Here is a 22,293-nt window from a genome sequence, read left to right as displayed (position 1 = left end):
ACTCATGCGTCGCGACGCAGTTTCCGGATCTGGCCTTGAATTTCAGTCGCACTCTCCTTGAAATGCGCCAATGATGCATCTGTCGGGGTTTTCGTGTGTAATTCGAAGACTGATGAGATATACGTGCCGATAGCGTTGGCTTCGGCGCGAAGCCTTTCCACGCTGTCGCCGACAATAATCCAGCGCTCGCCTCCCCGCTTCTTGGCCAGCTCTACGCCGATCTTAATAGCCGATCCTCGCGACGCCACATCGAACTGGTCGCACACAGCTACGAGCTCTTCGTCGACCTTCCGAAGTGCCGTCCGTCGACGACTTGAGGATGCTCCTTGGCAGAGAAGGAGTACTTCCAATGCGTCCGCAGCTCTGGTGCAACAGGCCGTACAGCCGCTCGCCCTGCCCGCTCCTCCCTTTCCCGCTCCTCCCGGTCTCGTGCTCTTCGCTCCTGCTCCTCCTGCTGCCGCTCCTCCGCTCACAGGCGGGGATGCCTGGTTACAACTGCCGCACGGCGCCCTCAGCGCTCATCAGCCTCTTACGCACCTCACTCTGCGGTAATTCATCCCGGGGTCGGTGTTCGTTGCCACGACCGCAGGGCCGTACTGATACTGGCAAGCTTCGTCCCACGACAGGGCCCCGTTGATTGTGATTGGTTCCGAGTTTCCGTCCTCGCGTACGCACGTCCAATCTCCTACGGTTCGAAGCCCTGGGTCTTGCTCTGGGCGTGAAGTGGCGAATCCCTTGTACCTGCAGTACGCGTAGACGTTGAGAGGGAGGCCAGCCTCTGCTGTCGATGGCTGTGTCGTTGGCCCTGGCGGTGTCGGTTCGTCGCTCGGTGGCTGTGTCGGTGACGACGTTGGTCCATCTCCCTCCCAAAACCTGAACTGGACACCGAGAGCGCCAAGATCAGCCACCATGCCGATGATCGCGGCCACCAGCAGTACCCCAGCGACCACTACGCCAAGTTTTGCCTTGCGGTTGTTCGGCTGCTGGGGACTTCCGTGTCCGGGTGAGTTCGCCAACTGCTGGGACCTTCCGTGTCCAGGAAGCGCGGTGGGGATCTGCACGCTAGCCACGCGGGAGCAAGGTAGGACGGTGGCGCGCCCGAGGAGACTTCGGGGTCGGCATCGGTCGCCGCTACATCGTCTCGGTGAGAATGTGGAGGGCGAACCATCCGGAGAATCCGAACCAGCCCACGGCGAAGATGGCTCTGCCGACTCTGCTGGTGCGGGTGCGGAACAGGCGGCGGACGTTCTCGGAGAGGGTGTCGTCGTCCTTCTTGTTCGCCAGGGCGATGCCCTCCGCGACGGCGAAAGCCAGGCTCCAAGCAACCCAGATCGTGGCCCACATGATGGTTACTCCTTCGGTTCGGGGACGGGTCGGAGACCTCTGCCGTCGTAAGGGGCGGCGTGGCCGGCTTCGAGGAGGTCGCTGTTCAGGCATGCGCCGTCGGCGGCCGTGATGGTGGCGAGCCAGCGGCCGTACTTCTCCTTGCGGTGGGTCTCCACCACCAGCTCGGGGGCGTGCTGGTTGAGCCAGTCGGTGGCCCAGGCGTTGGCGGCCTTGCCCGCGGGGGTGTTCTTCTCCGGGGTGTTCAAGCCCAGGAGGCGGACGCGCTCCCGAACGCGGATGCCAAAGCCCACGTCGATGTCGAGGTCGAGAGTGTCGGCGTCGACCAGGTGCTTGAGCGTGGCGGGGTAGGTGTTCACGTCAGCTCACCTCCTCGTCGGTGGCGTAGTGGAGGCGGCATCGGCAGTTGATCGTGAGGGCGATCGGCGCGAAGGGGTCGCCGGGGTACCGGAGTTGGAAGCTGTCGACCGTGAACGGGGTGCCGACCGGCAGGGTCGTGCCCTGCAGGGACTTGTGCGCGGGCCGTACGCGGGCGTCCTGGCGTGTGATCCAGGTCCGTACGACTCCGGGCCCGGTGTTCTCGGCCGCGGCGTCCGCGGCCCCGTTGATCGTCGAGACGGCGCACGTCTCGGCGACCTGGGCGACGAGGGCGGGCACGGCCGAGCGGTAGAAGCCGCCCACGGCGTGCACGAGGGCCTCGAGGTCGAGATTCGGCGTGTTGTCCTGGGCGTCCCGCAGCGCGTCGGCCAGTTCACTGAGGAACGCGGTGACGGCCTCGCCGGCGTACGCCGCGGTGACGAGCGCGGCGGCGGCCGCGGCCGGGGGCACGGTGTCGGTCCCGGTGAGGGCCTGGCCCAGCTTGCGGGCGGTGACGGTGGCGGCTTGCTGCAGGATGGGGGCGAGGGTGCTGGTGGTCTCCTCCGCCCAGCGGGCGGCACTGACGACGCGATCCTGATTGATGTTCGCGTCGCCGCTGCGGGTGTCGTTCTCGTTCTCTGGCTCCCAGAACCGCGTGTGCTTGCGGATCTTCGGGGCGCGGAGCCGGGCGACGATAACGCCTTCCTGACGTGCCAGAAGTGCGGCGAGAGCCGCCTCCACGGCCATGGAGAGGGCGTCGAAGTCGTCGTCGGTGACCTCGAATCCCTGCTCCGGAAGGGTCTTGGTCTCGAGCTGCCCATCACGGTCAGGTTGGCCTCGCTCACGTCCTCGGGCTGGTGGTTGAGGTGGGCGGTGGTCAGGACGACTTTCGTGCCGGTGCCGTACGCGGCCTGGCCGTGCCGGTTGGGGCAGCGGCCCTGATGGGTGCCGCGGCCGCACTGCCCCGTGCAGGCGCAGCGCCATTGCGCGGCTTGTTTCGCAGCCAGGGAGATCGCCGGCCAGTCGGCGGGGTATCGGTCCTTGTTCTCCGGCCGGATCGGCATGGTCATTCCTCCTTCGCGGCGACGGCGACCAGGCGGCCGATCCGGGCGGCGGTGTGGCCGGCGTATCCGGTCGGCCACTTCCTGCTGACGAGCTCGATGTGGTACTCGGGTGTCATCTCCCAGGTGGCGACCGGGAGATCGACCGAACCGGGCGGCGGGTTGATCCGCGTGTTGTGGCCGATGCGGACCAGGTCGACGGCCAGCCGCACGCGGTAGTCGGCCGCACTGTCGGCCTTGAGCTGCTCGTCCAGGGCGGCGGCCCACCGCATCAGCGGCCGCTTCTCGCTGGCCTGCGGCCCTTGACCCGTCCCGTACCGGTGAGCGGCTGGCCGCCTTCCGCGCCGACGGGTAAGACGGCCATCGGTTACCCGGCCTGGCGTTGGGCGGGGACGGTCACCGTTTTGCTGTTCCGGTTGTTCCAGGCGTCCATGACGTCCTTGGAGATGGAGCCGACCTGGGAGACGGCCATCCCCTGGGCGCGTGCCCAAGCCCGGATCTCATCACGCTGGCGCTTGTCGTCCATCGACTGGCCGCCTGCAGGGGTTGTGGCCGGCTTCGTTGCCTTGCCGCCGTTCTTCAGGTGCCGCAGTTTGGCCTGTGCCTTGGTCAGGGTCTGGGTCGCCGCGGCGACTTCCTGTTCGGCCGCCTCGATCGCGGAGGCGTCGCGCTGCAGCTGCTGCAGCTCGGTCAGGCCGGCGCGGGTGCGGGCCGCCAGATTGCGGATGCGGGCGGTGTGGCTGTTCTCGCCCCAGGCCAGGGCGGCCAGTGCGCGCGCCAGCTGTGGGTCGATGTCCGAGATCGGGGAGGCTCCGGCCTTGGTGTGGGCCTTGGTCAGTCCCTCGGTCTCGGCGATGGCGGCGATCTCGCCCACGGACACGTCGGGCAGTTCGGCGTGGATGCTGGCGGCGCTGCAGCCACGCTTGAGGCGGTCAACGATGGTGGCGCGGTCGGCGTCGTTCACTTCGGCTCCTCCGGGGCGGTGGTGGTGAATTCGCGGCGCAGTTTGAAGCACCGGTTGCGGGTGGTGGCGGCCCAGATGGCGTCGCCGGCGTCGGTCGGGTGGTCGATGGCCCAGGCCAGGCAGGCCTCGCGGTTCGGGCAGCGCAGGCAGGCCAGTTGGGCAGCGGCTCGGTCATTCGTGTCGTCGCTGGTCCACCAGTCGGGGTCGGTGTCCGGGGCCTGGCAGGGCTCGGCGCCGGTGAACTGCAGGAACGGGGCGAGGCGGGCGCTCACGACGTCGCTCCGCTCGGGCGGACCACGTGCATGTCGCCGTTGCGGTCGGCGTAGGTGTGGGCGTCGCCGCCGAGCTCGCCGGCGCTCTGGTCGGCGATGAGGGTGTTGTCGTGCCTGCTGGCGGAGAAGGTCTCCAGCACGGTGGCCGGGCGGCCGGCGCACCGGCGGCAGGAGGTGACGGCAGTACGGGGCGGTGCGGTGTTCACGACTTCCGCTCCCCCTCGTTGTCGAGGGCGCCGACAGTGGGCAGCAGGAACTCGAAGGGCTCCCAGTCCTCGAGCTCGTACAGCTCCAGCAGGTCCACGCCGAACTCGGCGCCTTCTGAGTGGTCGTTGAGCTCCAGGTCCTTGTCGGGGAGAGCGCAGGCGTAACCGTCGTCCTCGGAGTCGGCGGCTGCGTCGATGTCGACGTACGCGACGAAGACGCCGGTGTCGGTGCGCTCCAGGACGTACAGCCGCCGGACGGGGGCTTCTTCGGGGTCGACGTCCGCGCGGCGTACCCAGGTCTGGCGGGTGGCAGCAATGACGGCCGGGTCGCCGGCGTCGGCCAGCTCGGTGATCCGCTGGTAGGCCTCGGCGCGGGTGATCTGCTCGCGCTCGGTGAGGTCGTTGACGGCGGCGGTGAGGTGGTCACCCAGCGCCTGGCCACCGATCTGCTCTTCGAGGAAGGCGAGCATGCTCATGCTGCGGCCGCCTTCCGGTGGCCCGCGGAACGGACGGCGCCGGAGTCGACAACGGCCAGGAGCCGCTGGAGGGCGGAGCCGCGCCGGTTGCTGCGAAGGGTGGCGGGCATGCCGCAGTTCCAGCAGTCGGCTTCTTCGCCGGCCCATGCGACGAAGCACTCCTCGCGCTCGCAGACGGGCTCAGGGGTGGTGTGCAGGTGGGGGCTGCGGCGGGCGATGGCGCGCATGATGGCGGCGGCGGTGCGCTGCTGCGGCTTCGGCCGGGCGGTCAGGGCGTGCATGGGCGGCCGGCGGTTTCTCAGGCCTTGTGCGGCCGCCCCGGGGCGTAGTCAAAGGACGATCTGCTTCTTCTCGGCGCGGTCCCACAGCAGCTCCCAGTCGGGCCGCAGTCCGCGGGCGGACCAGTCGACGCGGCTGGTGCCGGCGGGGATCGGCTGGCCGGAGATGGCGTGCAGCTGGGCGATCTCGCAGGCGCGCACGGCGGCGGCGATGGCGTCGCTGCCGTTCTCGGCGAGGCCGGTGAAGACATGCACGCCCTGGCGGGCGGCGTCTTCGCGGTGCTTCATGGGGACGTCGATCTCCCACACGGTGAGGTACCGCATCACTCTTCGGCCTCCGGTTCGTACGCGGAGGTGACGGTGACGGGTACGACGACGTAGCCGGTGGCGTCCTCGTCGTCCTCGCCGGGTCCGAACACCGACAGCTCTTCAACCGAGAAGGGGTCGCCGTCGTCGGGGATCCAGCAGGGGGTGAGGCCGGCCTGCTTGTTGTCGTGCGCGGCCATGGCCTCGCCGTGGGCGCGGGCGGCGCCGCGGTTGGTGTAGAGGCCGAGGGGCTCCATGTCCTCGCTGTGCTCGGCGCGGTAGACGGTGACCTTCACCGGCTGGCCGGGGACCAGGTGCGTGATGCCGGGCAGCGCAGCCTCGGCGTACTCCAGGCGCTGCTGGAACTGGTCGATATGCGCGAGCAGGCGCGGCACGTCCCGGTCGCGGGCGTTCACCAGGCCGCGGATGTCGGAGCAGCGCTGGTCGTCCAGCGGGTCCTCGCCCGGGTCCCAGGTGTCCAGGCTGATCTCGATGACGTGGTCGGTGACCTTGTAGCTGGGCGGGGTGGACCAGCCGGTGATCTCGCCTTGGTCGTTGCGGATGACGTGGGTGAGGGCGGACTGGCGCCAGATGGACAGGTCGCCCTCGCAGTCGGTGACGTGGAGCGGGTCGTCGGTGGCGGTCTGGGCGCGGCCGCGGATGTCGGCGAGCCAGTCGGGCTCCGCCGGCGCGGCGGCCGCGTTGGTCGTCGTGGTGGTGGAAGAGGTCACGGATGACTCCGTCTCTCGTCGGGGTGGGGTGCCGGGCTGTCCGGTCCCCCGCGTCGTCCGGGCCGGTGGGCTGCGGACCGGACGTCACGGCCGGGTGGGCAGATCAGCGGTGGCCCTTTCCGCCTGTCAGGCGGGGAGGCGGGAGGCGAGGGATTCGGCGTGGCGCGCTTGGTCCTCGCGGCGCTCGATGAGGGCTTCGATCTGCCTGACCTCGCGGCGGCGCAGCTTGGCGACTCCGAACTCGTGCCGCATGTACGCGAGCTGCTGCTCGCGGGAGTCCGGGTCGCCGAGCTGGTGGCCATGGGTGAGCTCGTGGACAAGGACCTCGTTCACTTCCTTCATGGTGGCCGCCTTGGTGAGATTGACGACGACCAGGACGCCGGGCTCGGTCAACACGGTCACGCCGTACACGCCGCGGGCGTTGCGGCGGGCCTTGCGCATACCGAGCACCTTGGTGAGGGCCGGCACTCCGGGGACCAGGTCGAGCTCAGCCTGCGAGGCGACCTTCGCCAAGTGGTTGGAGTCGCCGGTCAACACGACCTCGACCGGGGGCAGGTGGCCGAAGCGGGAGCAGACCAGCCGCTCGGCGTCGGCCGCGACGGTGCGGGCGTGCTTGGCCAGGGCGCGCTGGCGCAATGCGCCGCGCTCTTCGGTGATGGTGACCACGGCGGACGTCCTTCCTGAACGGTGTCGGCGGTCAGCGGGCGGTGAGGGCGCGGGCCGCGGCGGCCAGGAGCACGTCGTGGACCTGGGCTTCGGTGCGGGCGAGCCGGTCGTTCCAGCGGGGCACCGAGCGGGCGCCGGTGACGGCGAGCAGGTGGCTGTTGGCTTCGGCGACGGTGGTGCGGGTGCCGATGCAGCAGCGGATGAGGGACAGCTGGGCGCCGAGCATGCACACGCCGCAGCGCTGGGACTCCATGACGTGCTGCGTCCAGCCGCGGGTCTTGATGTGGTCGGACGTGGCCTCAAGGAAGTCAGCGGGGTGACGGCCAGGCCGGTGCGGGCGCCGGCTGAGGGGCGGGCTCGGGACTGGTGGGTGTGCTGGGGGTGGCGGCGAAGTGCCAGAGGCGGATGAGCTCAGGCGGCCCGGAGGGTGAAGACCGAGGCCTTCGTGAGGAGTTGGTCGCCGCCCGAGGGCTCTCGGGGGTCGGGCGGGCAGGGACCGGTGGCGATGGCGGCCTGGCGGATGAGGGTCTCGGCGTCCGGCAGGACGATCGACGGCCGGTCAGGGGCAGGATCGGCGAGGGCGGCGGCCAGTTCTTCGGCGAAGGCTGCGTCGACCGCGGCGGCGAGGGCCGCTTCGGACCGGAAGGTCCGCGGGGCGGTCATGGTCGCGGATGCGGGCATGGCAGGGCCTACCTGTCTGCGATGTGGGCGAGTTGGAAGCCCCGGGGCGGCCGGCTGAGTGGTTGGCGACCTGGCGGCCGGCCCGGGGGTGGTGGAGGTCTAGCTGTGCTTCTTGACCTGCTTCAAGACGGCGTCGCGGGTGAGGCCGAGTGCCTCGGCGATGTCGGTCTTGGCGCCGTGGTAGGCGTTGCCGAGCTTGCCGATGGTCTGCCAGAGCTTCTTCTCGGCCGCGGCTACGGTCTCGTCGCGCTCCTTCTTCGCGGCGAGTACGGCGGCCTTGAGCTTGTCGACGGTCTCGGCGTCGGGTCGGGGGGTCATGTCGGGCTCCTCGCGGGGATGAGGGACGATGGTTCCGGGCCCCCTGCTCCGGTTGGAGCGGGTTGGGAGGCCCGGGGGCGGTGGCTGAGTTTGGCGACCTGGCGCCGCCCCCGGGGCGTAGCTACTGCGGGTGGGGACGGCAGGTGCCGCCGGCCTCCAGTGCGTCCAGCGCATTGTGGTAGCCGATGGTCTGGTCGGCGGTGCGGAGGTATTGCTCGGCCGTGCGCAGCTTCCAGCTCTCTTCCTGGTCGCCGCGTGCGGCGTATCGGTCGGTGAGGGCGCTGGTGGTGGCCGCGAGTTCGGGGATCAGACCGCTGGATCGGAGACTGTCCAGGACGTCGTCGATGTCGGCGCCTAGGTCGATGTCGGCGCGCAGTTGGGCGAGGTCCTTGGCCATCTCGTATGCCACGTCGCCGTCCCAGCGGTCCGGGTCAATCAGGTCGTTGGATGTTTCGGTGATGTTGTTGACGATGTGGTTGGCGCCGTACAGGAGGACTCCGTACGCCAGGAGGGTCCACTCGTTGGCGCTGGTGAGCCATCCGGGGCCGGTGCGGAAGGCCCACAGGATGGGCATGGCCAGGGCGGCCGCGCTGAAGGGGTAGTCGCTGAACTGCACGAGGCGGTCAGGACGCGGACGGTGGTGCGCCGGAGCGCGGCCGAGCGCCTGGTGCCGATGCCGGGAAGGTACTGCTCGGCCGGGGCGAGGATCTGGGCCACGTGGTGCTCCTCAACGTGTGGTGGGCGGTGCAGGGTTGGAAGGCCCGGGGCGGCCGGCTGAGTTGGTGACCTGGCGGCCACCCCGGGGCGGCTCAGGCCGGGCGGGGAAGGGCGCGGCAGCCTTCGGCGTGTCCCTGGGCCCACGTCTGCGCGGAGGTGAGGGCGCGGTGCGGCTCGTAGCCGGTGTGTCCTCGCCGGGGATCTGGAGGCGGTACGTCTGTTCCGCGGCGGGGCATCCGTTGCACGCGGGTCCCGTCGCGGTGAATGTTGATGGTGGCGCCAGCGAGGTTGGCGTATCGGGCGGTGACGCCTTCGGGCCAGGTGGTCGTGGTGTCGTTCTGCTGGTTTGTCATGACCTGTGTCACTGCTGCTCCTCTGGTGTCTCAGTGGGTGCAGGTGGGGCGTGCTCCTGCAACATTCCATAATGCGGAATTGAATTATGCATTTTAAGAGTATACATAAATGGAGTGCGGATTCTTTGTTGTCGCAGGTGAGGGTCAGTCACCTACCGTCCTGGGTTGGCACTGGCCCCGCGGCCCGGGTCTGGTGCGGCGCGCAGGCCGTGCCGCTGCGGGCACGTTCGGCCTTCCGTTCGGCTGCGGCCGACGCGGCCGCGGCGGGTCCAGCGCATTCGGTCCAGCGGATGCTGACGCCCGGTGCGGTAATGCGGCCCGAGTCCTCGCACACCAGGCAGCGCGGGCCGCGCTTCGGCGCCGGGATCCCGTGTACACCTGGCGGTACTTGGCGTACGAGGGGATCTCCATCCCCGGCCCGGCCTTCGCGCGCCTCCCCATGCCTTTCGCAGCCGCCTCGGGCACGCCGCCGGACTGAAGAACCCACGCCACCCGGATCACGGCCGCGACCGGCGTAAAGGCAATGCTCAGTGCCTTCCTCTTCGCCTTGCGGACCGGTGAGCGCACCGCCCGCTTGATCCGGGCCTTGGCCCTGCGTTTGGCGTACGTGGCGGTGTACTTGGCAGAGGGCCTGGACGGTGTCGTCGGCGGCCGGGTCACAGGCGAGGGTAAGCCGATGTCGGTGGCGCACATTGGGCAGGCGACGGGGAGTTTCTGCCAAACGATTCGAAGGGTGTGCGCGGGATCCTGCGCGAGGTAGATGAAGGGGCAGTTCGCCCGAGCGTCGGGCCGCCGCGCTCAAGGCGGCGATCAAGGCCGTGCTCGCCCCCGCCGACAATTCTTGGACGACCGACAACTACCTGCCGCGTCTACGACGAAGTGGGCCTGCCCGTCGGTCCGATGTGAGCTCTTCCGTGGAGACGGCGCCTGCACTACTGCGGGCTGAGGGTCCATCGCCCACATCGACGAAGCCCGCCGTGACGTGCGCCGTTTCGGCCTCAAATGGCGGGTGACGGACGTCCCGAGGGGCACTGCCCGCGCCGGACAGGACCGCGTCGGCGGCTGGAACAGGAGGGATGGAAGCTCACCAGCGAGAACATCGCCGACATGGGTTTCCGGTTCGAGCACCCGGACACCGGCGACATGCTGGACATGGACTGGTACGAGCCCACCGGCACCCTCGCCGTCAGCATCTACGCCCCGTGCGGGAAGCTGCCGGACACCTTCGACCCGTACGAGTGGCCGGCCTCCGCCTGGAGGGCGAAATGACCGCCCTAAAGCCGAAGCGGCACCTGCTCGCTGCTCCTGGGCGTGCCCGCCGTGGCCAGTGGCCAACAGGAGCGGTTCAGGTATGGGCTAGAGCCGGGTGATGGAAGCAGCGGGGTCCTCCGGTTCGCGCTTCATGCTCTTGACGGGCCGTGCTTGTTGACCGTGATGCCCTGATCCGCAGCCGCCGGGCCGTGCCAATGCAGGCTCACCTCCGCTCGCGCGGAGAGGACGCTTGAGGATGTAGTCGCGCGTCACGCCGAGGACGGTTCACCTCCGCTTGCGCGGAGAAGACAGCGTCGCGGTCCAGACCGGGGCGTACGCGTCCGGCTCACCTCCGCTCGCGGAGGAGACTGGCCGACGCGGGCACTGGGCTACTCGCTCTCTTCGCTGACGGACACAAGGCCCCCTCTCGCGCTGCGTGCGCGGGAGGGGGCTCCCAGCAGCAGCGAGCCGTCGGCCTGGCGGAGGCCGCGCTGCCTCCGCTCGCGCGGAGAGGACAGACTTGGCCGCCGCGGTGCGTTCCTACTGTGCGCTCGGGCGGAGAGGACCAGTCATTGGCCGCGGTGCTGCCGCCGTCGAGCGGTTCACCTCCGCTCGCGCGGAGAGGACTTCAGGCGGACCCCGGGCAGGATCCGGAACGACGGCTCACCTCCGCTCGCGCGGAGAGGACTCTTGCTGACCTGCGACGTCAGAGGGGGTTTTCTAGTCCTTTACATGCCACCGCAAGCAGAGTCGGCCCTCCCCGCTGTACTCCTCTACCGAGCTGAAGTGTATGACTCCCCCTCACGCTCCTGGACGCTGCTCGGCGTTCAGACCGGGTTGTCCCCGCAGGACGACACGCTGTTGCACCTTGCCGTCCTCGGCGTAGGTGCCCGTTTCCGAGCCTTTCGATCTGATCAAGCGGGTGGTCAGGGTCGTGGCTTTGCGATGATTTTCGGCAGCGGTTGAGGAGGGGCTGGCGTGAGCACTGGCGCAATTGGCGCCCTGTCGCGGGGAAAGAGCCATCTTTAGGCTCCTCTGTATGGCCAAGTCACGGGGCAGGAAGCAACGCAAGTCGCAACAGCGGGTCATTCGACGCACGCCGGAATCGGCGCCCCGCTCCTCATCGTTCACCGGTCCTCACGCTGGCCAGTACACGATGCGGGGGGTGCCCCTATGGGTTTGGTCAAGCTGATGGGGCGGGCTGGGGTTCGTAGAAGGTGCCGTCGCGGAGCATCGCGAAGAGCACGTCGGCTCTGCGACGTGCGAGGCAGAGGAGGGCTTGGGTGTGGTGCTTGCCCTGGCTGATCTTCTTGTCGTAGTAGGTCCTTGAGGTCGGGTCGGCCAGGGCCGCGAATGCGGACAGGAAGAAGGCGCGTTTGAGCTGCTTGTTTCCGCGGCGGGATGGTTGTTCACCGCGGATCGATGAACCCGAACTCCGGGTCGCCGGGGCGAGGCCCGCGTAGGCGGCGAGGTGGGCGGCGGAAGGGAAACTGCTGCCGTCGCCGACGTCGATGAGGATCCTCGCTCCGGTCCTGACGCCGATCCCCGGCATCGAGGTCAGAACCTTCGAAAGAGGGTGGGCCTCCAGTAGTTCCTCGATCCGTCCGGCCAGCACTTTGCGCTGGTCAAGGACGGCGGTCAGCGAACCAGCGAGGCTCGGGACGATCAACGCTGCTGCGTCCGTGCCGGGAACGACCACGGTCTGTTCGTCGAGCGCGGTGAAGATGTCTTCGACCAGGCGCTCGGCCATCCGCGGTGCCTTTGGCCGCATCAAGCTGATCAGTTGTCGCCGCCCGGCCTTGCGGATCTGGGCCGGCGAGCCGAACCGCTCCAGCAGCGTGAGCACGGCCGGGTGCTGGATGCGCGGGCCGAGGACACGCTCCAGGTGCGGATGGATCTGCGTGAGCAGGCCTCGCAGGCGGTTGGAGACGCGGGTGGCTTCACCGGCCAGGTCGTCGTCGAACCCGACGATCATCTCCAGCTCGGCGACGGTTTCGTCTTCGAGCTCGACCGAACGGAGCGTGTGAGGCATGACGCGGGCCGCGTCCGCGATGACGAAGGCGTCACGGGCATCGGTCTTGGCCTCACCGGGATAGAGATCGGCGATCCGCCGCATCGACAAGCCCGGCAGATACGCGACCGGGCAGCCCATGTCCCTTGCTACCGCCAGCGGCAGGGCCCCGATGGAGGCCGGCTGGTCGACCACGACGAGCACGGTCCCGTGCTTGGCCTGCAGCTTGCCGAAGACCTCACGGAGCTTGGGTTCGCTGTTGGGTAACCGCTTGTCGAACGCCTTCTTCCCGGCCGGAGTGATGGCGGTGGCGTGGTGTTCGCCCTTACCGACGTCCAAGCCGAGGAAGGCGCCGATATCGCTGACGTCGATCACGTGCGTCCTCTGATCGTTCCCGCCCGGCCATCCCATGGCACCGATCGCCACATCCACATTACGAAGAGCCTCCCGACCTGCGAAGAAGCCGGTGGTCATGCCCCTAATCAGCGGTCTGTCGATGCCTCCGGAGCCGGTGACACCACCCCCCAGGCCATACGTTCAACAGGGGGACAAAGTCATGCCAACTACGGAGGCCGGGCGCCCCATTGCAGGGCCACCAAGAAGGTAATGGGGACATGACGATGACCGCCCGCGTCATGGAACACGCATCCCCCGACGCTCTCGTGGAACTGCTGCTGCCGAACCTCTGGGCAGGGATAGCGGACGAGGTTGGAGCTCCGGCCAACATCTGCGTAGATAGTTGCCTTACCTTGAAGTACGCCTACGGGCAGTTCGGGATCCGCTCTGAACTCGCGCTGGCCGACTTGGTCGTCCGCGAAGCCAACGGCAACAGCGTGCTGCACGGCACTCCGGAACCGTCTTGGAACGACGACGGCACCGTCTTCGACGGCCACTGCATCCTGCTGCTGCCCGACTCCGGCCGCCACGTCGACGCCACGGTGGAGCAGTTCGAAAAGGTCCGTGAGCAGGGCGGGGGCCCGCTGGTCGGGCGCTCCGTCGCCTCCACCGAAGAATTCCGGCCAGGACAGCTCCTGCCGCCCGGGACTCGGCTGGCGGTGCAGCGCGGCGAGATCATGATGCTGTATACGCTCTCGCATCTCAGCGTGGCCGATGTCATCGACGGCCAGCCCTGGATCATCCAGAACGCTCACCGGCACTACCGCGCCGGCGTCAATCTCGCCTCGCTCATGCTCCAGGCGCTGCGCATACCCGAAGTCATTGGCCGTGCCCGCCAGGCACCCTATCCACGGCCGCGGGCATTGCTGCGGGCTGTCGGTGACGCACCGCAGGAAGTGGACGACGATCGCGATCTCCGCTTCCTCCTACCGACCTCGGACGGCCAGCAGCACCTCCGCCTGGACGAGATCCCGCTACCCGCGACCACTCCGGCCGCCTACCCGCGCCCCCTACCGACGGAAGTCACCGGCACCGCCAGTCCCTGAAGCCTCCACCGCCAATGTTCAAGAACACCGAGATCCGTCCATCGCCTCCGCTGCCCAGCAGGAGGACCTGACCTGTCTCGTACAGCCGGACGTTGGCGCATCCGGCGCTGACTGCGGAGGCGACCCACAACGGCGCGGAAGTCACCGCCAGCTCCCGCTCTGCAGGGCGGAGCTCCCGCAGTGCGGCAGACAGTTGGCGCGGGGCGAAACCGGGCACGTTCCCGGGGCCACGAGCTCGCGGCCGCGCCGCACGCCGCCCCGTAGGGGATCCTTGAGCTGCTTGCCCGCGCCGAGCCCGCGACCTGGCTGAACCAACGACATACCGAGGCGCTCTCCGCGGACGAGAAGACCTCCGTCCAGGCGCGCTGCCGCTGCCACCCGACCCGGCACCCGGGCGGGCTCCGGGCGATGCGCGTCAACCACGAATACAACCGCGGCGGCGCGTTGGCCTACCTGGCCGCCTACGACGTCCATCGCGCCCGTGTCTTCGGCCGCTGCGAACCCAAGACCGGCATCGTCCCCTTCATGAACTTGGTCACCCAGGACATGACCACCGAGCCCTACGCCAGTGCCAAATGCGTCTTCTGGATGTCGACAACGGCTCCTCCCACCGAGGGAAGAAGGCCATAGATCGCCTCACCAGGGCGTTTCCGAACGCTGCCATGGTCCACACCCCCGTGCACGTTCTCGATCGTCCAACACAAGGTCGTCTCGCCCAACGACTTCACGGACCTCAGCGAGGTCCGGGATCGGCCGAGCATTCGAAGACCGCTACAACGCCACGGCACAGCCGTTCAGTGGAAGGTCACCATCTCCGACCTGGACGATCTGCTGGCCAGACTCGACCGGCACACCACCGATCACCAGGAAGAATCCTCCGCCGCGCCAGCCAGATGATCAACCCTCGAAGAACTTCCAACCTCGACCACTTAGTCACACCGTTCGGCTGGTGGGCCGCGTGTAGTCGATCTTCACAGGCTCCCCCTATTTATAGTTTCTGCCCAGAGTTCATATGGTTTGGGTGTCGGGCGTTGTGGAGGTCTGCCATGGCGGAGGGCAAGGATGCCGAACGCCTGGTAGCGGGGCGGTACCGGCTGCTGCGCAGGCTCGGGGCCGGAGGGATGGGGCGGGTATGGCTCGCCTACGACCAGAAACTCGAGTGCGAAGTGGCGCTCAAGGAGCTCACTCTTCCCGTCGGGGTTCCAGAGGAGGAGTTGAGTGCCCGGATCGCCCGTGCTCGGGTCGAGGCCCGGCATGCTGCCCGACTGCGCAGCCATCCACACGTCGCCACTGTTCACGATGTTGTCGAGGAGAGTGGCCTGCCCTGGATCGTGATGGGGTTCGTGCCCGGGGCTAGGGATCTCGCCGAGGTGGTGCGCGAGCACGGGCCGCTGTCACCCGCGGAGACGGCGCGTACCGGTCTGGCCGTGCTTGACGCGTTGATGGCGGGCCATCGAGCCGGGATCCTGCACCGGGACGTCAAGCCGGCCAACATCCTCCTCACCGAGCCTGGCCCACAGATCTCAGGCGGCGGAGAGGGCGGGCAGGTGTTGCTCGCCGACTATGGCATCTCGCTGCAGCCGGAGTCCGGCGAGACACGGCTGACCGGGTCGTCCGGGATTGTCGGAACCCCGGGGTTTCTGGCGCCGGAGCGTGCCCGCGGGGTGCCGCCGAGTCCGGCTTCTGACCTGTTTTCGCTCGGAGCAACTTTGTACTACGCGGTGGAGGGGAGCGGGCCCTTCGACCGGCCCACGCCCTTTGAAACGCTGACGGCATTGCTCTTCGAGGAGCCCCCGCGGCCGACCCGGCCGGAGACCTGGAATCGATCCTGGCCGGCCTGATGGCCAAGGACCCCGCCCAGCGGATGGGCGGCGACGAGGCGATGCACCAGCTTGCCGAGCTCGCCGCCGGGCCACGTGCGGCGCGCCAGAGGGAAGGGTCAGCTGTCCCGGCAGGGGAGACAACGCCGTTGCAGCCGGAAGAGCCCTCGGCCTCGCGGCCGCCTCTCGCCGTATCGCCGCCCGGACAAGGTGCCCCAGCCGCGAAGACTGGGCCGCAACCGCGGCAACCCTGGCGATCCAAGATTCTTTCAGCCCGGGTTCTGGCAGTTATTGCCGCCGTGCTGGTGCTCATCGGCGGTGGCATCTGGGCGGGGGCCACACTGCTCAGCGGTCCGGACACCAGGGCTCCGAGGGCCAGCCCGGCCTTGCCGTACGGGGACGAGGTCGGGCTGATGCGCGAGCTCCGACCTGGCGACTGTGTCCATGCTTCCTGGCCTGCGGGAAGGTTCAAAGATCTGCCCACACTGAAAGTCGTGGACTGCAAGACGAACCCGGATGGCCAGGTCCTGGATGTGAACGCAACCACGTCTCTGGACGACGCGAGGACTAACGGCCAGGGCATCTGCAGGGGGCTGCTGCGGGACACGGTGCGCAAGATGGTCGACGTCCAGTCCTTCGCACTGGTCCCCAGCGCAGCCGGCTGGGACAACGGTGCGCGGAACACCGCCTGCCTGATCTTCGGCAAGACCGTCAGCTTCCGCGGCCCGGTAACTGACTACCGGAAGATCGGCGACCCGATCTCCGTCGAGACCAGCTCAATCGGCGACTGCGTCGACATTAAAAAACGGGCAGAGCACGACTATGCCTTCACGCTTGTGGACTGCAACAAACCGCATGAGCTGCAGGGCCTGGGCTACGTCAGGGCGCCCGACAGTGTGAAGTTCGATCCTGGGAATGCGGTTTATCACGACCTGTGTGCGAGGCGGTATGGGTCCTACAAGAGCTCTACTCGTGACCTATTTGCGTGGATCGATGCCGAGGAGACCTGGAACCAAGGGTTCCGATTTGTGATGTGCCTGCTCGCAATGCCCGAGGAAGGCCAGAAGCTACCGCCCGGCTCAGCTGTGCGCACACCGGGTGACTGAGCTAGTGCTGCTCCGCGCAAGTTCGTGGAGGGGCGTTGATCAGGCTGCCTTGAGCGGGGTGCCCTCGTAGGTCCAGCGGTAGGGCTTGGCTGTGTCGTTGTGCTTGATCACGTAGCTCTCCAGCTTGTTGATCAGGTCGTCGCGACTGGCGAAGTCGCCATGCCGCAGGACCCGGCGGGTCAGGGCGGAGAAGAACAGCTCGGCCTGGTTGAGCCAGGAGGCGTGCGGTGGGGTCCAGTGGACGTGCCAGCGCGGGTGCGCGGCCAGCCATGCCTTGGTGTGCTTGGCGGTGTGGGAGGAGCCGTTGTCGAACACCACGTGGATCTCCTTGTCGGGGGCGATGGTCCGGTCCAACTGGTCCAGGAACGCGGTGAAGGTCGCCGCGTCGTTGCGAGTGATCACCTCGGTGAGCACTTCGCCGGCGGTCACCTCCAGGGCGGCAACGAGGGAAGCGGTGCCGTGGCGCCGGTACTCGAACTCCTGGCGGGCGGACTTGCCAGGAGCGGCGGGTCGCCCGGGATACCGGCGCGAGCGAGGTGCCCGCAACCTGCGCGGCGATGGTCCGGTGCGACCAGGTCGCCTCCGGATGCGGCGGCGCGCTGGTGCCCGTGGCCACGATCGCCACCCGCACGTGAGGCCCGTAGATCCTGGGCCTCCCGACCGCTCGGCGTCCCGCAGCCCGTCCAGGCCGCCGGCGGCGAACCGGCCCCGCCACTTGCGCACCGTGTTCACACTGACCCCCAACTCCAGGGCTATCGCACCGTTGGCCCGCCTGTCCGCCGCCGCGAGCACGATCCGGGCCCGCAGCACCGATGGAGTGGTTGGGTGCGCTGCGTGCTCCGGTGGTGCTGCTGTCGGCGGTGCTCGGGCCGGAGGTCCGCGAGCGGCGCGCTGCTGCTGATCGACTCGCCCGGGACGGGCCAGCCGACCCGTCCGGCCGTGTTCGAGTGGGTCGGCGAGGTGTCGGAGGAGCTGCGCGTACGGGTGGGTGCGGCTGTCGGTCGCAGTCGGCGTAGCCCTTGGACCAATCGGTCACCGCCGAAATGTGCCGGGCCCAGCTCGACCTCAGCCGCGTGCTCGGTCGATGGAGGGCGGTGTCGTACGCATGCTCTAGTGTCCTCCTGACCTGGGGAGGGATGCTGGTGAAACAGCTTGGAAAGCGGCTGCTGTCCGTGATGGTGATCGGTGCGGTCGCATGGACGTCGGCGGGGTGCGGTGCACGAAGCGCACCGACAGTGGCCGCCTACGCCGGCCTGGAGGAGCTGCCCGAAAAGCTCGGCGTGGATGGCACCACCATCACAGTGGGAGATCCTGACGCGCCGATGACGGTGCGGCTTTACGAGGATCCGCGATGCCCGGCGTGCGAGGAGTTCGAGCTGACCGGTGCCGGTCCGGAAGTGCGCTCCATGACGGTGCGCCGCGAGGCGAAGACCGAGTATGTCTTGGCCTCCTTCCTCGACGACCGGCTGGGCGGCAGTGGCTCGAAGAAGGCCGTCAACGCTCTGCGGGCCGCGCTGGATGCGGGCATGTTCGCCGAGTTTCACGCGGTGCTGTACAAGAACCAGCCGGAAGAGGCGGTCGATGGCTACACGGATGCCTTCCTGCTGGAGCTGGCTGGCAAGGTGAATGGTCTTCGGAGCGCTTCATTCGACTCCGCTGTGAAGACCATGAAGTACCGCAGCTTTGTGGCGGCGTCCGAGGAGGCCTACGAGGGGGCCCGCGTGCCTGGCACACCTGCCGCGGTGATCAATGGAACGCAGGTGTCCGAGGAGTTTTACGGAGTCCTGTTCGACAGGTCGCTGTTCCGTATGCTGATCAAGGAGATCCGCCGCGATCCGTTGCGTTGGTCGCGAGCTTTCTGATTCTGTCTCCAGCCTTCACCGCAGCCGGGCCGCCCTTGCGATGCAGCTGGGAGACCGCGCGTTCGCCAACCACTTCATCGCTCTTCGTCAGGCTCACGAGGCGGATGGGCTAGGCGATCGCGTCGGGCTCGCGGACGGGCCGGTACGGGCGCATACGTCAGCCGGGGCGTGGGTTTCGGAATCAGTGGGCGTCTGCGAGGCGCTGGGTGTTGGAGAACTACTGCCAGTGGGGGCAGGGTCTTCCGAGGGTGTGGCCGTGGTCGGTGTGGACCAGGTCGTCGTGGACCAGTCGGGGGAGGGCCAGCCCGACCAAGACGGGCCGGGAAAGATCATCTGCGGTTCGTGGGCTACTGCCACCTGTTGCGTGCTCCCGCCGGGCTGGAGGGAGGCCTCAGGGATGACCGGCGCGGCAGTGTGAGCGCGGGTGGGCCGGCAGGAGCTGGAAAGCTGCCCGGTGATGGAATCCGCAGCCAGCGTGAGGGCCAGCCCCACCCCGGTGACCGCTACCACCGCGACCAGAGGGCGCCACGCTCGTCGAGGAGATATAGGGCCGACGCCCCACCGCGACGACGTCCTGTCAGTGTCTGTGCGGGCGGAGGCGCGCAGCTCCTCGGCGTCCTGCAGTGCCTGTAACTGCAGCTGCTCGGCCTCCGCCTGCGCACGCTGCAGCAGCTGATCGGCATCGTGCTGGGCCGTGGTGCGCAGGCGCTCGGCCTCTGCTTCCGCGCCGGCGCGCAGGCGGGCGGCTTGCTCGTGGGCAGTTGCGCGGACGTCCTCGGCTTCCCCAAGGGCCTGGTCGAGTGTGTCCTGCACGGTGGCGCGCAGGCGCTTCCACGGGGCGTGGGCCTGCCGCTGCAGGAACTTGACGTGCTGCCACCGGCTGCGCCATTGGTCCGCGAGCTCCGGGCGGGCCCGGGAGGTGGCCGGGGTATCCGGCAGGGGAGGCTGCGGGTTGCTGACCACCCGGACGAATTCAAGCAGCGCCTCCAGGGAGGGGAATCGCTTGCCGGACAGTACCTCGTTGAGGCCGGCCTTGGTCAGCCTCGGCCGCACGGATGCCTTGGCGAGGGTGGCGTAGGACGGCGCGCCGTACGCGATGTGGAGCCGGTTCAGCTCCATGGTGAACTCGCGCAGCGCTTCCTCGTACGCGGCAATGGCGGCAGCGTCCTCCGGCTCCACCTGGGGATTGCTGTATGTCACCGGATCACACTCCCTGTTGCGAAATGCCACGCTAGAGGACCCGGTCTCTGAACGTCCCCGGAATGCGCCGAACGTTCCTGAACTCCCTGCGCCGTTCAGCGATGCGCCGCTTCGTGTAGGCCGGTGACCTGCGGCGTCCGGGTCCATGCGGGGCCGTACAGATCACTAGGTGCCCGGCGGTGTGCGGCGGTCTGCTGGAGGCATGGCTGACATCGACACAACCTCCCCCAGGCCCGAGCCCGAACTGCCCCCCGCCTCCCGGGAGTCGGCGCTGCCGCCGGAACCGACGCGGCACCAGGTACTTGACGTGGTGGTCCTGGTTGCCCTGCTGGCCGTGTGCGCAGGCGTGTACCGCGCGGTCGGGGACGCCGGCTTCTCCGTGATCATCGGGGCAGTCGCCGGGCTCTACGGCACCTGGCGCATGCGGCGCTGACTGCGGAGGCGAACCACAACGGCGCGGAAGTCACCGCCAGCTCCCGCTCTGCAGGGGCGGAGGTCCCGCAGCGCGGCAGACAGTTGGCGCGGGCGCGAAACCGGGCACGTTCCCGGGGGACTCGAGCTCGCGGCCGCGCCGCACGCCGCCCCGTAGGGGAACCTTGAGCTGCTGGCCCGCGCCGTGCCTACGAACTGACTGAACCAACGGCACGCCGAGGCGCTCTCCTCGTACAGACATGTCTGTCGAACAGGGGAGAATCATGAATGCACTCATCCGGAGTACGTGCATCCTGGCTGTGGGAGCGCCCCTTTGGGCCGACTGCGCCGTCGTCGGAGAGGTCTCCCTCACCGCGAGTCACCGAGCCGACGCATGTGATCGCCTGCCGGGCCGGCTATGCGGCGGGCAAGGCCGTGTACGACACGTCCGGAAAGGGTGCCGCGGTGCGCGAGAGCGTGTGGGGCGGCTACACCCGCCGGGCGCTGGAGGCTGGTGCCAGAGCCGAGGCGGACCGCGGCGCCTGGGTGCAGGGATGCCTCGACGGCGTCGCAGCAAAACCCCAGGACCTCCCAACCGCCACGGTGACCCAGCGAGCAGAGAACAACGAACTTCTGCAGAGCTTCCGTGCATGGGCACGGAGCAACGGTGCGCAAGAGGAGGCCAAGCACGCGAGCCAGCGGCCCGACCAGGTGGCATCGCTACGGCATGGCCGGTCCGGGCCTGTTTGGCCAGCACGTTCGCTCTCGGCCACGTCCAGTGCCGGCGCGCGCGGCGGGGTACGTACCGCTGTGGTCAAGTCCTCACCAGCCAGGTGGCAAACTGCACGGGATGCCTGGCGGTGCCCGTCTCCACGAAGCCGATGCCGCTCTCGCGCATCCTTGAGTAGTTGGTGGTCCGGGGGTGAGCTGCTGCCTGCCGAACGGGTGAGGATGCGGCAAGCTCCACCCCGCCTGTGCCGACCATGAAGTCATGAGCGCCGACTACGTGCGCGGGCACGTCCAGGTTCAGGAGTCGCACGCCGTCCCCTCCCGAGGGAGCACGGAGGTGGCAGTCGACCGGGCCGTACGCACACGTAAGGCCGTCGCGGCCGCCGTGGCATGCCGCCTGTGTCCCCACATCGCCCCAGAGCGCGGCATTGAGCTGCTCACTGCGGAGTTCTCCTTCTCCGACTGGCGTTCCTGGTTTACCGGAACCGCCTCAGCCCAGGGGCGCGCGAGTCAGCTGGTGAGCGATCCCGCCTGGCGGGAGCCGGCGCTCGCGTGGGTGGACGCCTACAACCGCAACCACGGCCACGGTCCGACGTGGGGGGAGTTCCGCCGCGAGGAGTCCATCTGGACACCGCCGTGGGACGCGGTGACCACCACGGTGCGCCGCATCACCCTGCCGCTGATGAGCCGCGCCGGCCATCTGGACGGCATGAAGACACCATTCGGTATGCGCCGCGCCATCGCACCCGGCGAGAGCCGAGATGGCGGTGTCGCATGGGTGTGACGGCCTCCGCGACAAACACGTACACGAGCTGGACCGAGGTGAAGCCGAAGCACGGCGGCGCGTGGCAACGCTACGACCTGATCGTCCCCGACTCCGAATGTAGCGGCGAGATCACCATCTACGACTGGTTCGACACTCCTCTTGCCTTCGCCTCCGATCAGCTGCGCAACTACCTGCCGATCGTGCTCTGGATCGAAAAGTCGCGCAGGACGCTTATCCCGACGAGGGTGACCTTCCTGAACTTCTGGTTCGAGTACGGGTCTGGCCGGACGAGGACACCAGCGGCGACCCCGTTGCCCTGGTGCAGGCCAGTGAAGATGAGATGGAGCAGGCCAAACTGGCCAATGCCTGCTGGGCCATCTGCCGGGCCGAGTCCGCGGTCCAGTCCGCGGTCCAGTCCGCGCACCGAGACCTGCATGGGCAGATCCTGCGCTCCCAGGACGCCGGCCTCGGCCCGGATTCCATCGCGAACGCAGTCAGCGGGCGACTCGACGCCGATGCCGTTCAGCGGATGCTTGACGCCTATGCCTTGGTCAAGCGGGTGCGCAGCCGGCTGACGGGGCTGGGCGAAGGCCGCGCGCACGCGGTCATTTCCGATTTCGAGGCAGGCAAGGTGTGTGTCGTGCTCAATGGCTCAGAAGCCGAGGGGGATTGGGCCGACGACATGTTCATGAGCCAGGGGTACGTCGACGTGAAGGACTCCGAGGAGGCCGCAGCATTCCACGCTGCGGCGCTCCGGGACGCTCAGGTTCTGCTCCACGCACTCGCTCCCCGCTACGACGTCCTCGCCCCGGGAGGTGAGCCGACCACGTCGGCCTTCCTGGCGCCCGAGCCGCTCGCCTATATCTCGGCTGTGATCCACGACCGGATGCCCAGCCCATTCGGTGGCGCCCGCTCGCCTTCGTCCGAATCCGCCCCGTAGCTCGCGCCCCTTTCAGGCCGCCCTG

At 68.5% G+C, this 22,293-nt stretch carries 30 protein-coding genes and 1 pseudogene; 9 read left to right on the top strand and 22 right to left on the bottom strand.

Translation table 11 applies throughout. From position 1 onward, the window contains the following. Positions 1 to 2: 2 nt before the first annotated feature. The 18 genes from QFZ67_RS38565 to QFZ67_RS38480 form a co-directional block, all read right to left on the bottom strand. On the bottom strand, positions 3 to 266 hold the full coding sequence (locus tag QFZ67_RS38565; protein WP_307665662.1) for a hypothetical protein: 264 nt from the start codon (positions 264 to 266) through the stop codon (positions 3 to 5). An 865-nt stretch (positions 267 to 1,131) separates the two neighbouring features. After that, on the bottom strand, positions 1,132 to 1,344 hold the full coding sequence (locus QFZ67_RS38560; RefSeq protein ID WP_307665661.1) for a hypothetical protein: 213 nt from the start codon (positions 1,342 to 1,344) through the stop codon (positions 1,132 to 1,134). Between the two features lie 5 nt (positions 1,345 to 1,349). Next, complete coding sequence (locus QFZ67_RS38555; RefSeq protein WP_307665660.1) at positions 1,350 to 1,703, bottom strand: thermonuclease family protein; 354 nt, start codon at positions 1,701 to 1,703, stop codon at positions 1,350 to 1,352. Between the two features lies 1 nt (position 1,704). Beyond that, the gene (locus QFZ67_RS38550) at positions 1,705 to 2,448 is read right to left on the bottom strand and encodes a hypothetical protein (protein WP_307665659.1); all 744 of its coding nucleotides are present in this window, start codon (positions 2,446 to 2,448) and stop codon (positions 1,705 to 1,707) included. A gap of 319 nt (positions 2,449 to 2,767) precedes the next feature. Next, entirely contained in the window at positions 2,768 to 3,034 is a 267-nt protein-coding gene (locus QFZ67_RS38545; RefSeq protein WP_307665658.1) for a hypothetical protein, read from the bottom strand. A gap of 95 nt (positions 3,035 to 3,129) precedes the next feature. Beyond that, positions 3,130 to 3,726 (bottom strand): histone-like nucleoid-structuring protein Lsr2, encoded by a 597-nt coding sequence (locus tag QFZ67_RS38540; RefSeq protein ID WP_307665657.1) that lies wholly within the window; start codon positions 3,724 to 3,726, stop codon positions 3,130 to 3,132. Next, positions 3,723 to 3,998: a WhiB family transcriptional regulator gene (locus tag QFZ67_RS38535; protein ID WP_307665656.1), complete on the bottom strand. Its 276-nt coding sequence runs from the start codon at positions 3,996 to 3,998 to the stop codon at positions 3,723 to 3,725. Before QFZ67_RS38535 ends, QFZ67_RS38540 begins: the two co-directional genes overlap by 4 nt. Then, positions 3,995 to 4,204 carry a hypothetical protein gene (locus tag QFZ67_RS38530; RefSeq protein ID WP_307665655.1) on the bottom strand — a complete coding sequence of 70 codons (210 nt, stop codon included), beginning with the start codon at positions 4,202 to 4,204 and terminating at the stop codon, positions 3,995 to 3,997. Before QFZ67_RS38530 ends, QFZ67_RS38535 begins: the two co-directional genes overlap by 4 nt. Next, positions 4,201 to 4,680 (bottom strand): hypothetical protein, encoded by a 480-nt coding sequence (locus QFZ67_RS38525; protein WP_307665654.1) that lies wholly within the window; start codon positions 4,678 to 4,680, stop codon positions 4,201 to 4,203. Before QFZ67_RS38525 ends, QFZ67_RS38530 begins: the two co-directional genes overlap by 4 nt. Further along, positions 4,677 to 4,961 (bottom strand): hypothetical protein, encoded by a 285-nt coding sequence (locus QFZ67_RS38520; RefSeq protein WP_307665653.1) that lies wholly within the window; start codon positions 4,959 to 4,961, stop codon positions 4,677 to 4,679. The genes QFZ67_RS38525 and QFZ67_RS38520 overlap by 4 nt, the downstream gene beginning before the upstream one ends. A gap of 48 nt (positions 4,962 to 5,009) precedes the next feature. Further along, positions 5,010 to 5,282: a hypothetical protein gene (locus tag QFZ67_RS38515; protein ID WP_307665652.1), complete on the bottom strand. Its 273-nt coding sequence runs from the start codon at positions 5,280 to 5,282 to the stop codon at positions 5,010 to 5,012. Beyond that, complete coding sequence (locus QFZ67_RS38510; RefSeq protein ID WP_307665651.1) at positions 5,282 to 5,995, bottom strand: hypothetical protein; 714 nt, start codon at positions 5,993 to 5,995, stop codon at positions 5,282 to 5,284. Before QFZ67_RS38510 ends, QFZ67_RS38515 begins: the two co-directional genes overlap by 1 nt. A 126-nt stretch (positions 5,996 to 6,121) precedes the next feature. After that, entirely contained in the window at positions 6,122 to 6,661 is a 540-nt protein-coding gene (locus tag QFZ67_RS38505; protein WP_307665650.1) for a hypothetical protein, read from the bottom strand. 31 nt (positions 6,662 to 6,692) lie between these two features. Next, the gene (locus QFZ67_RS38500; RefSeq protein WP_307665649.1) at positions 6,693 to 6,914 is read right to left on the bottom strand and encodes a hypothetical protein; all 222 of its coding nucleotides are present in this window, start codon (positions 6,912 to 6,914) and stop codon (positions 6,693 to 6,695) included. Between the two features lie 158 nt (positions 6,915 to 7,072). Beyond that, positions 7,073 to 7,342 (bottom strand): hypothetical protein, encoded by a 270-nt coding sequence (locus tag QFZ67_RS38495; protein WP_307665648.1) that lies wholly within the window; start codon positions 7,340 to 7,342, stop codon positions 7,073 to 7,075. 99 nt (positions 7,343 to 7,441) lie between these two features. Continuing rightward, entirely contained in the window at positions 7,442 to 7,660 is a 219-nt protein-coding gene (locus tag QFZ67_RS38490) for a hypothetical protein (protein ID WP_307665647.1), read from the bottom strand. A 121-nt stretch (positions 7,661 to 7,781) separates the two neighbouring features. Then, positions 7,782 to 8,276: a hypothetical protein gene (locus QFZ67_RS38485; RefSeq protein WP_307665646.1), complete on the bottom strand. Its 495-nt coding sequence runs from the start codon at positions 8,274 to 8,276 to the stop codon at positions 7,782 to 7,784. 193 nt (positions 8,277 to 8,469) lie between these two features. Further along, on the bottom strand, positions 8,470 to 8,742 hold the full coding sequence (locus tag QFZ67_RS38480) for a hypothetical protein (protein ID WP_307665645.1): 273 nt from the start codon (positions 8,740 to 8,742) through the stop codon (positions 8,470 to 8,472). Positions 8,743 to 9,732: 990 nt separating this feature from the next. Here QFZ67_RS38480 and QFZ67_RS38475 point away from each other — a divergent pair. Continuing rightward, positions 9,733 to 9,999, top strand: a complete 267-nt coding sequence (locus tag QFZ67_RS38475) for a hypothetical protein (protein WP_307665644.1) — start codon at positions 9,733 to 9,735, stop codon at positions 9,997 to 9,999. 1,165 nt (positions 10,000 to 11,164) lie between these two features. On the opposite strand, the gene QFZ67_RS38470 is transcribed toward QFZ67_RS38475, so the two are convergent. Continuing rightward, positions 11,165 to 12,403 carry an IS110 family transposase gene (locus tag QFZ67_RS38470; RefSeq protein ID WP_373430264.1) on the bottom strand — a complete coding sequence of 413 codons (1,239 nt, stop codon included), beginning with the start codon at positions 12,401 to 12,403 and terminating at the stop codon, positions 11,165 to 11,167. A gap of 203 nt (positions 12,404 to 12,606) precedes the next feature. Here QFZ67_RS38470 and QFZ67_RS38465 point away from each other — a divergent pair, with 203 nt between their 5' ends. The 4 genes from QFZ67_RS38465 (at position 12,607) to QFZ67_RS38450 (ending at position 16,360) form a co-directional block, all read left to right on the top strand. Continuing rightward, positions 12,607 to 13,434, top strand: coding sequence for a hypothetical protein (locus QFZ67_RS38465; protein WP_307665642.1), 828 nt, complete (start codon positions 12,607 to 12,609; stop codon positions 13,432 to 13,434). A 408-nt stretch (positions 13,435 to 13,842) separates the two neighbouring features. Next, a complete protein-coding gene (locus QFZ67_RS38460) occupies positions 13,843 to 14,064 on the top strand; it encodes a hypothetical protein (RefSeq protein ID WP_307665641.1) in 222 nt (73 codons plus the stop codon). A gap of 416 nt (positions 14,065 to 14,480) precedes the next feature. Further along, positions 14,481 to 15,275, top strand: a complete 795-nt coding sequence (locus QFZ67_RS38455) for a serine/threonine-protein kinase (protein ID WP_307665640.1) — start codon at positions 14,481 to 14,483, stop codon at positions 15,273 to 15,275. After that, positions 15,275 to 16,360 (top strand): septum formation family protein, encoded by a 1,086-nt coding sequence (locus QFZ67_RS38450; RefSeq protein ID WP_307665639.1) that lies wholly within the window; start codon positions 15,275 to 15,277, stop codon positions 16,358 to 16,360. Before QFZ67_RS38455 ends, QFZ67_RS38450 begins: the two co-directional genes overlap by 1 nt. Positions 16,361 to 16,399: 39 nt before the next feature. On the opposite strand, the gene QFZ67_RS38445 is transcribed toward QFZ67_RS38450, so the two are convergent. Both QFZ67_RS38445 and QFZ67_RS38440 read right to left on the bottom strand, forming a co-directional pair. Then, positions 16,400 to 16,906, bottom strand: coding sequence for an IS630 family transposase (locus tag QFZ67_RS38445; protein ID WP_307666119.1), 507 nt, complete (start codon positions 16,904 to 16,906; stop codon positions 16,400 to 16,402). 114 nt (positions 16,907 to 17,020) lie between these two features. Further along, a pseudogene (locus tag QFZ67_RS38440) lies at positions 17,021 to 17,170 on the bottom strand (helix-turn-helix domain-containing protein); the annotation flags it as partial. A gap of 332 nt (positions 17,171 to 17,502) precedes the next feature. Between QFZ67_RS38440 and QFZ67_RS38435 the strand changes: the two are divergent. Then, complete coding sequence (locus QFZ67_RS38435) at positions 17,503 to 18,222, top strand: DsbA family protein (protein ID WP_373430185.1); 720 nt, start codon at positions 17,503 to 17,505, stop codon at positions 18,220 to 18,222. A gap of 93 nt (positions 18,223 to 18,315) precedes the next feature. Here the strand turns inward: QFZ67_RS38435 and QFZ67_RS38430 are convergent, their stop codons facing one another. Further along, positions 18,316 to 19,422 (bottom strand): hypothetical protein, encoded by a 1,107-nt coding sequence (locus QFZ67_RS38430; RefSeq protein ID WP_307665638.1) that lies wholly within the window; start codon positions 19,420 to 19,422, stop codon positions 18,316 to 18,318. Between the two features lie 202 nt (positions 19,423 to 19,624). Here QFZ67_RS38430 and QFZ67_RS38425 point away from each other — a divergent pair, with 202 nt between their 5' ends. The 3 genes from QFZ67_RS38425 to QFZ67_RS38415 all read left to right on the top strand — a co-directional run bounded on the left by QFZ67_RS38425 (position 19,625) and on the right by QFZ67_RS38415 (position 22,268). After that, entirely contained in the window at positions 19,625 to 19,855 is a 231-nt protein-coding gene (locus QFZ67_RS38425) for a hypothetical protein (RefSeq protein ID WP_307665637.1), read from the top strand. Positions 19,856 to 20,824: 969 nt separating this feature from the next. Then, a complete protein-coding gene (locus QFZ67_RS38420; RefSeq protein WP_307665636.1) occupies positions 20,825 to 21,346 on the top strand; it encodes a hypothetical protein in 522 nt (173 codons plus the stop codon). A gap of 301 nt (positions 21,347 to 21,647) precedes the next feature. Then, a complete protein-coding gene (locus QFZ67_RS38415) occupies positions 21,648 to 22,268 on the top strand; it encodes a hypothetical protein (protein ID WP_307665635.1) in 621 nt (206 codons plus the stop codon). Positions 22,269 to 22,293 lie beyond the last annotated feature (25 nt).

Source organism: Streptomyces sp. V1I1, assembly GCF_030817355.1.
In the GTDB taxonomy this organism is placed as follows: domain Bacteria; phylum Actinomycetota; class Actinomycetes; order Streptomycetales; family Streptomycetaceae; genus Streptomyces.
This window is presented reverse-complemented; position numbering and strand designations above follow the sequence as displayed.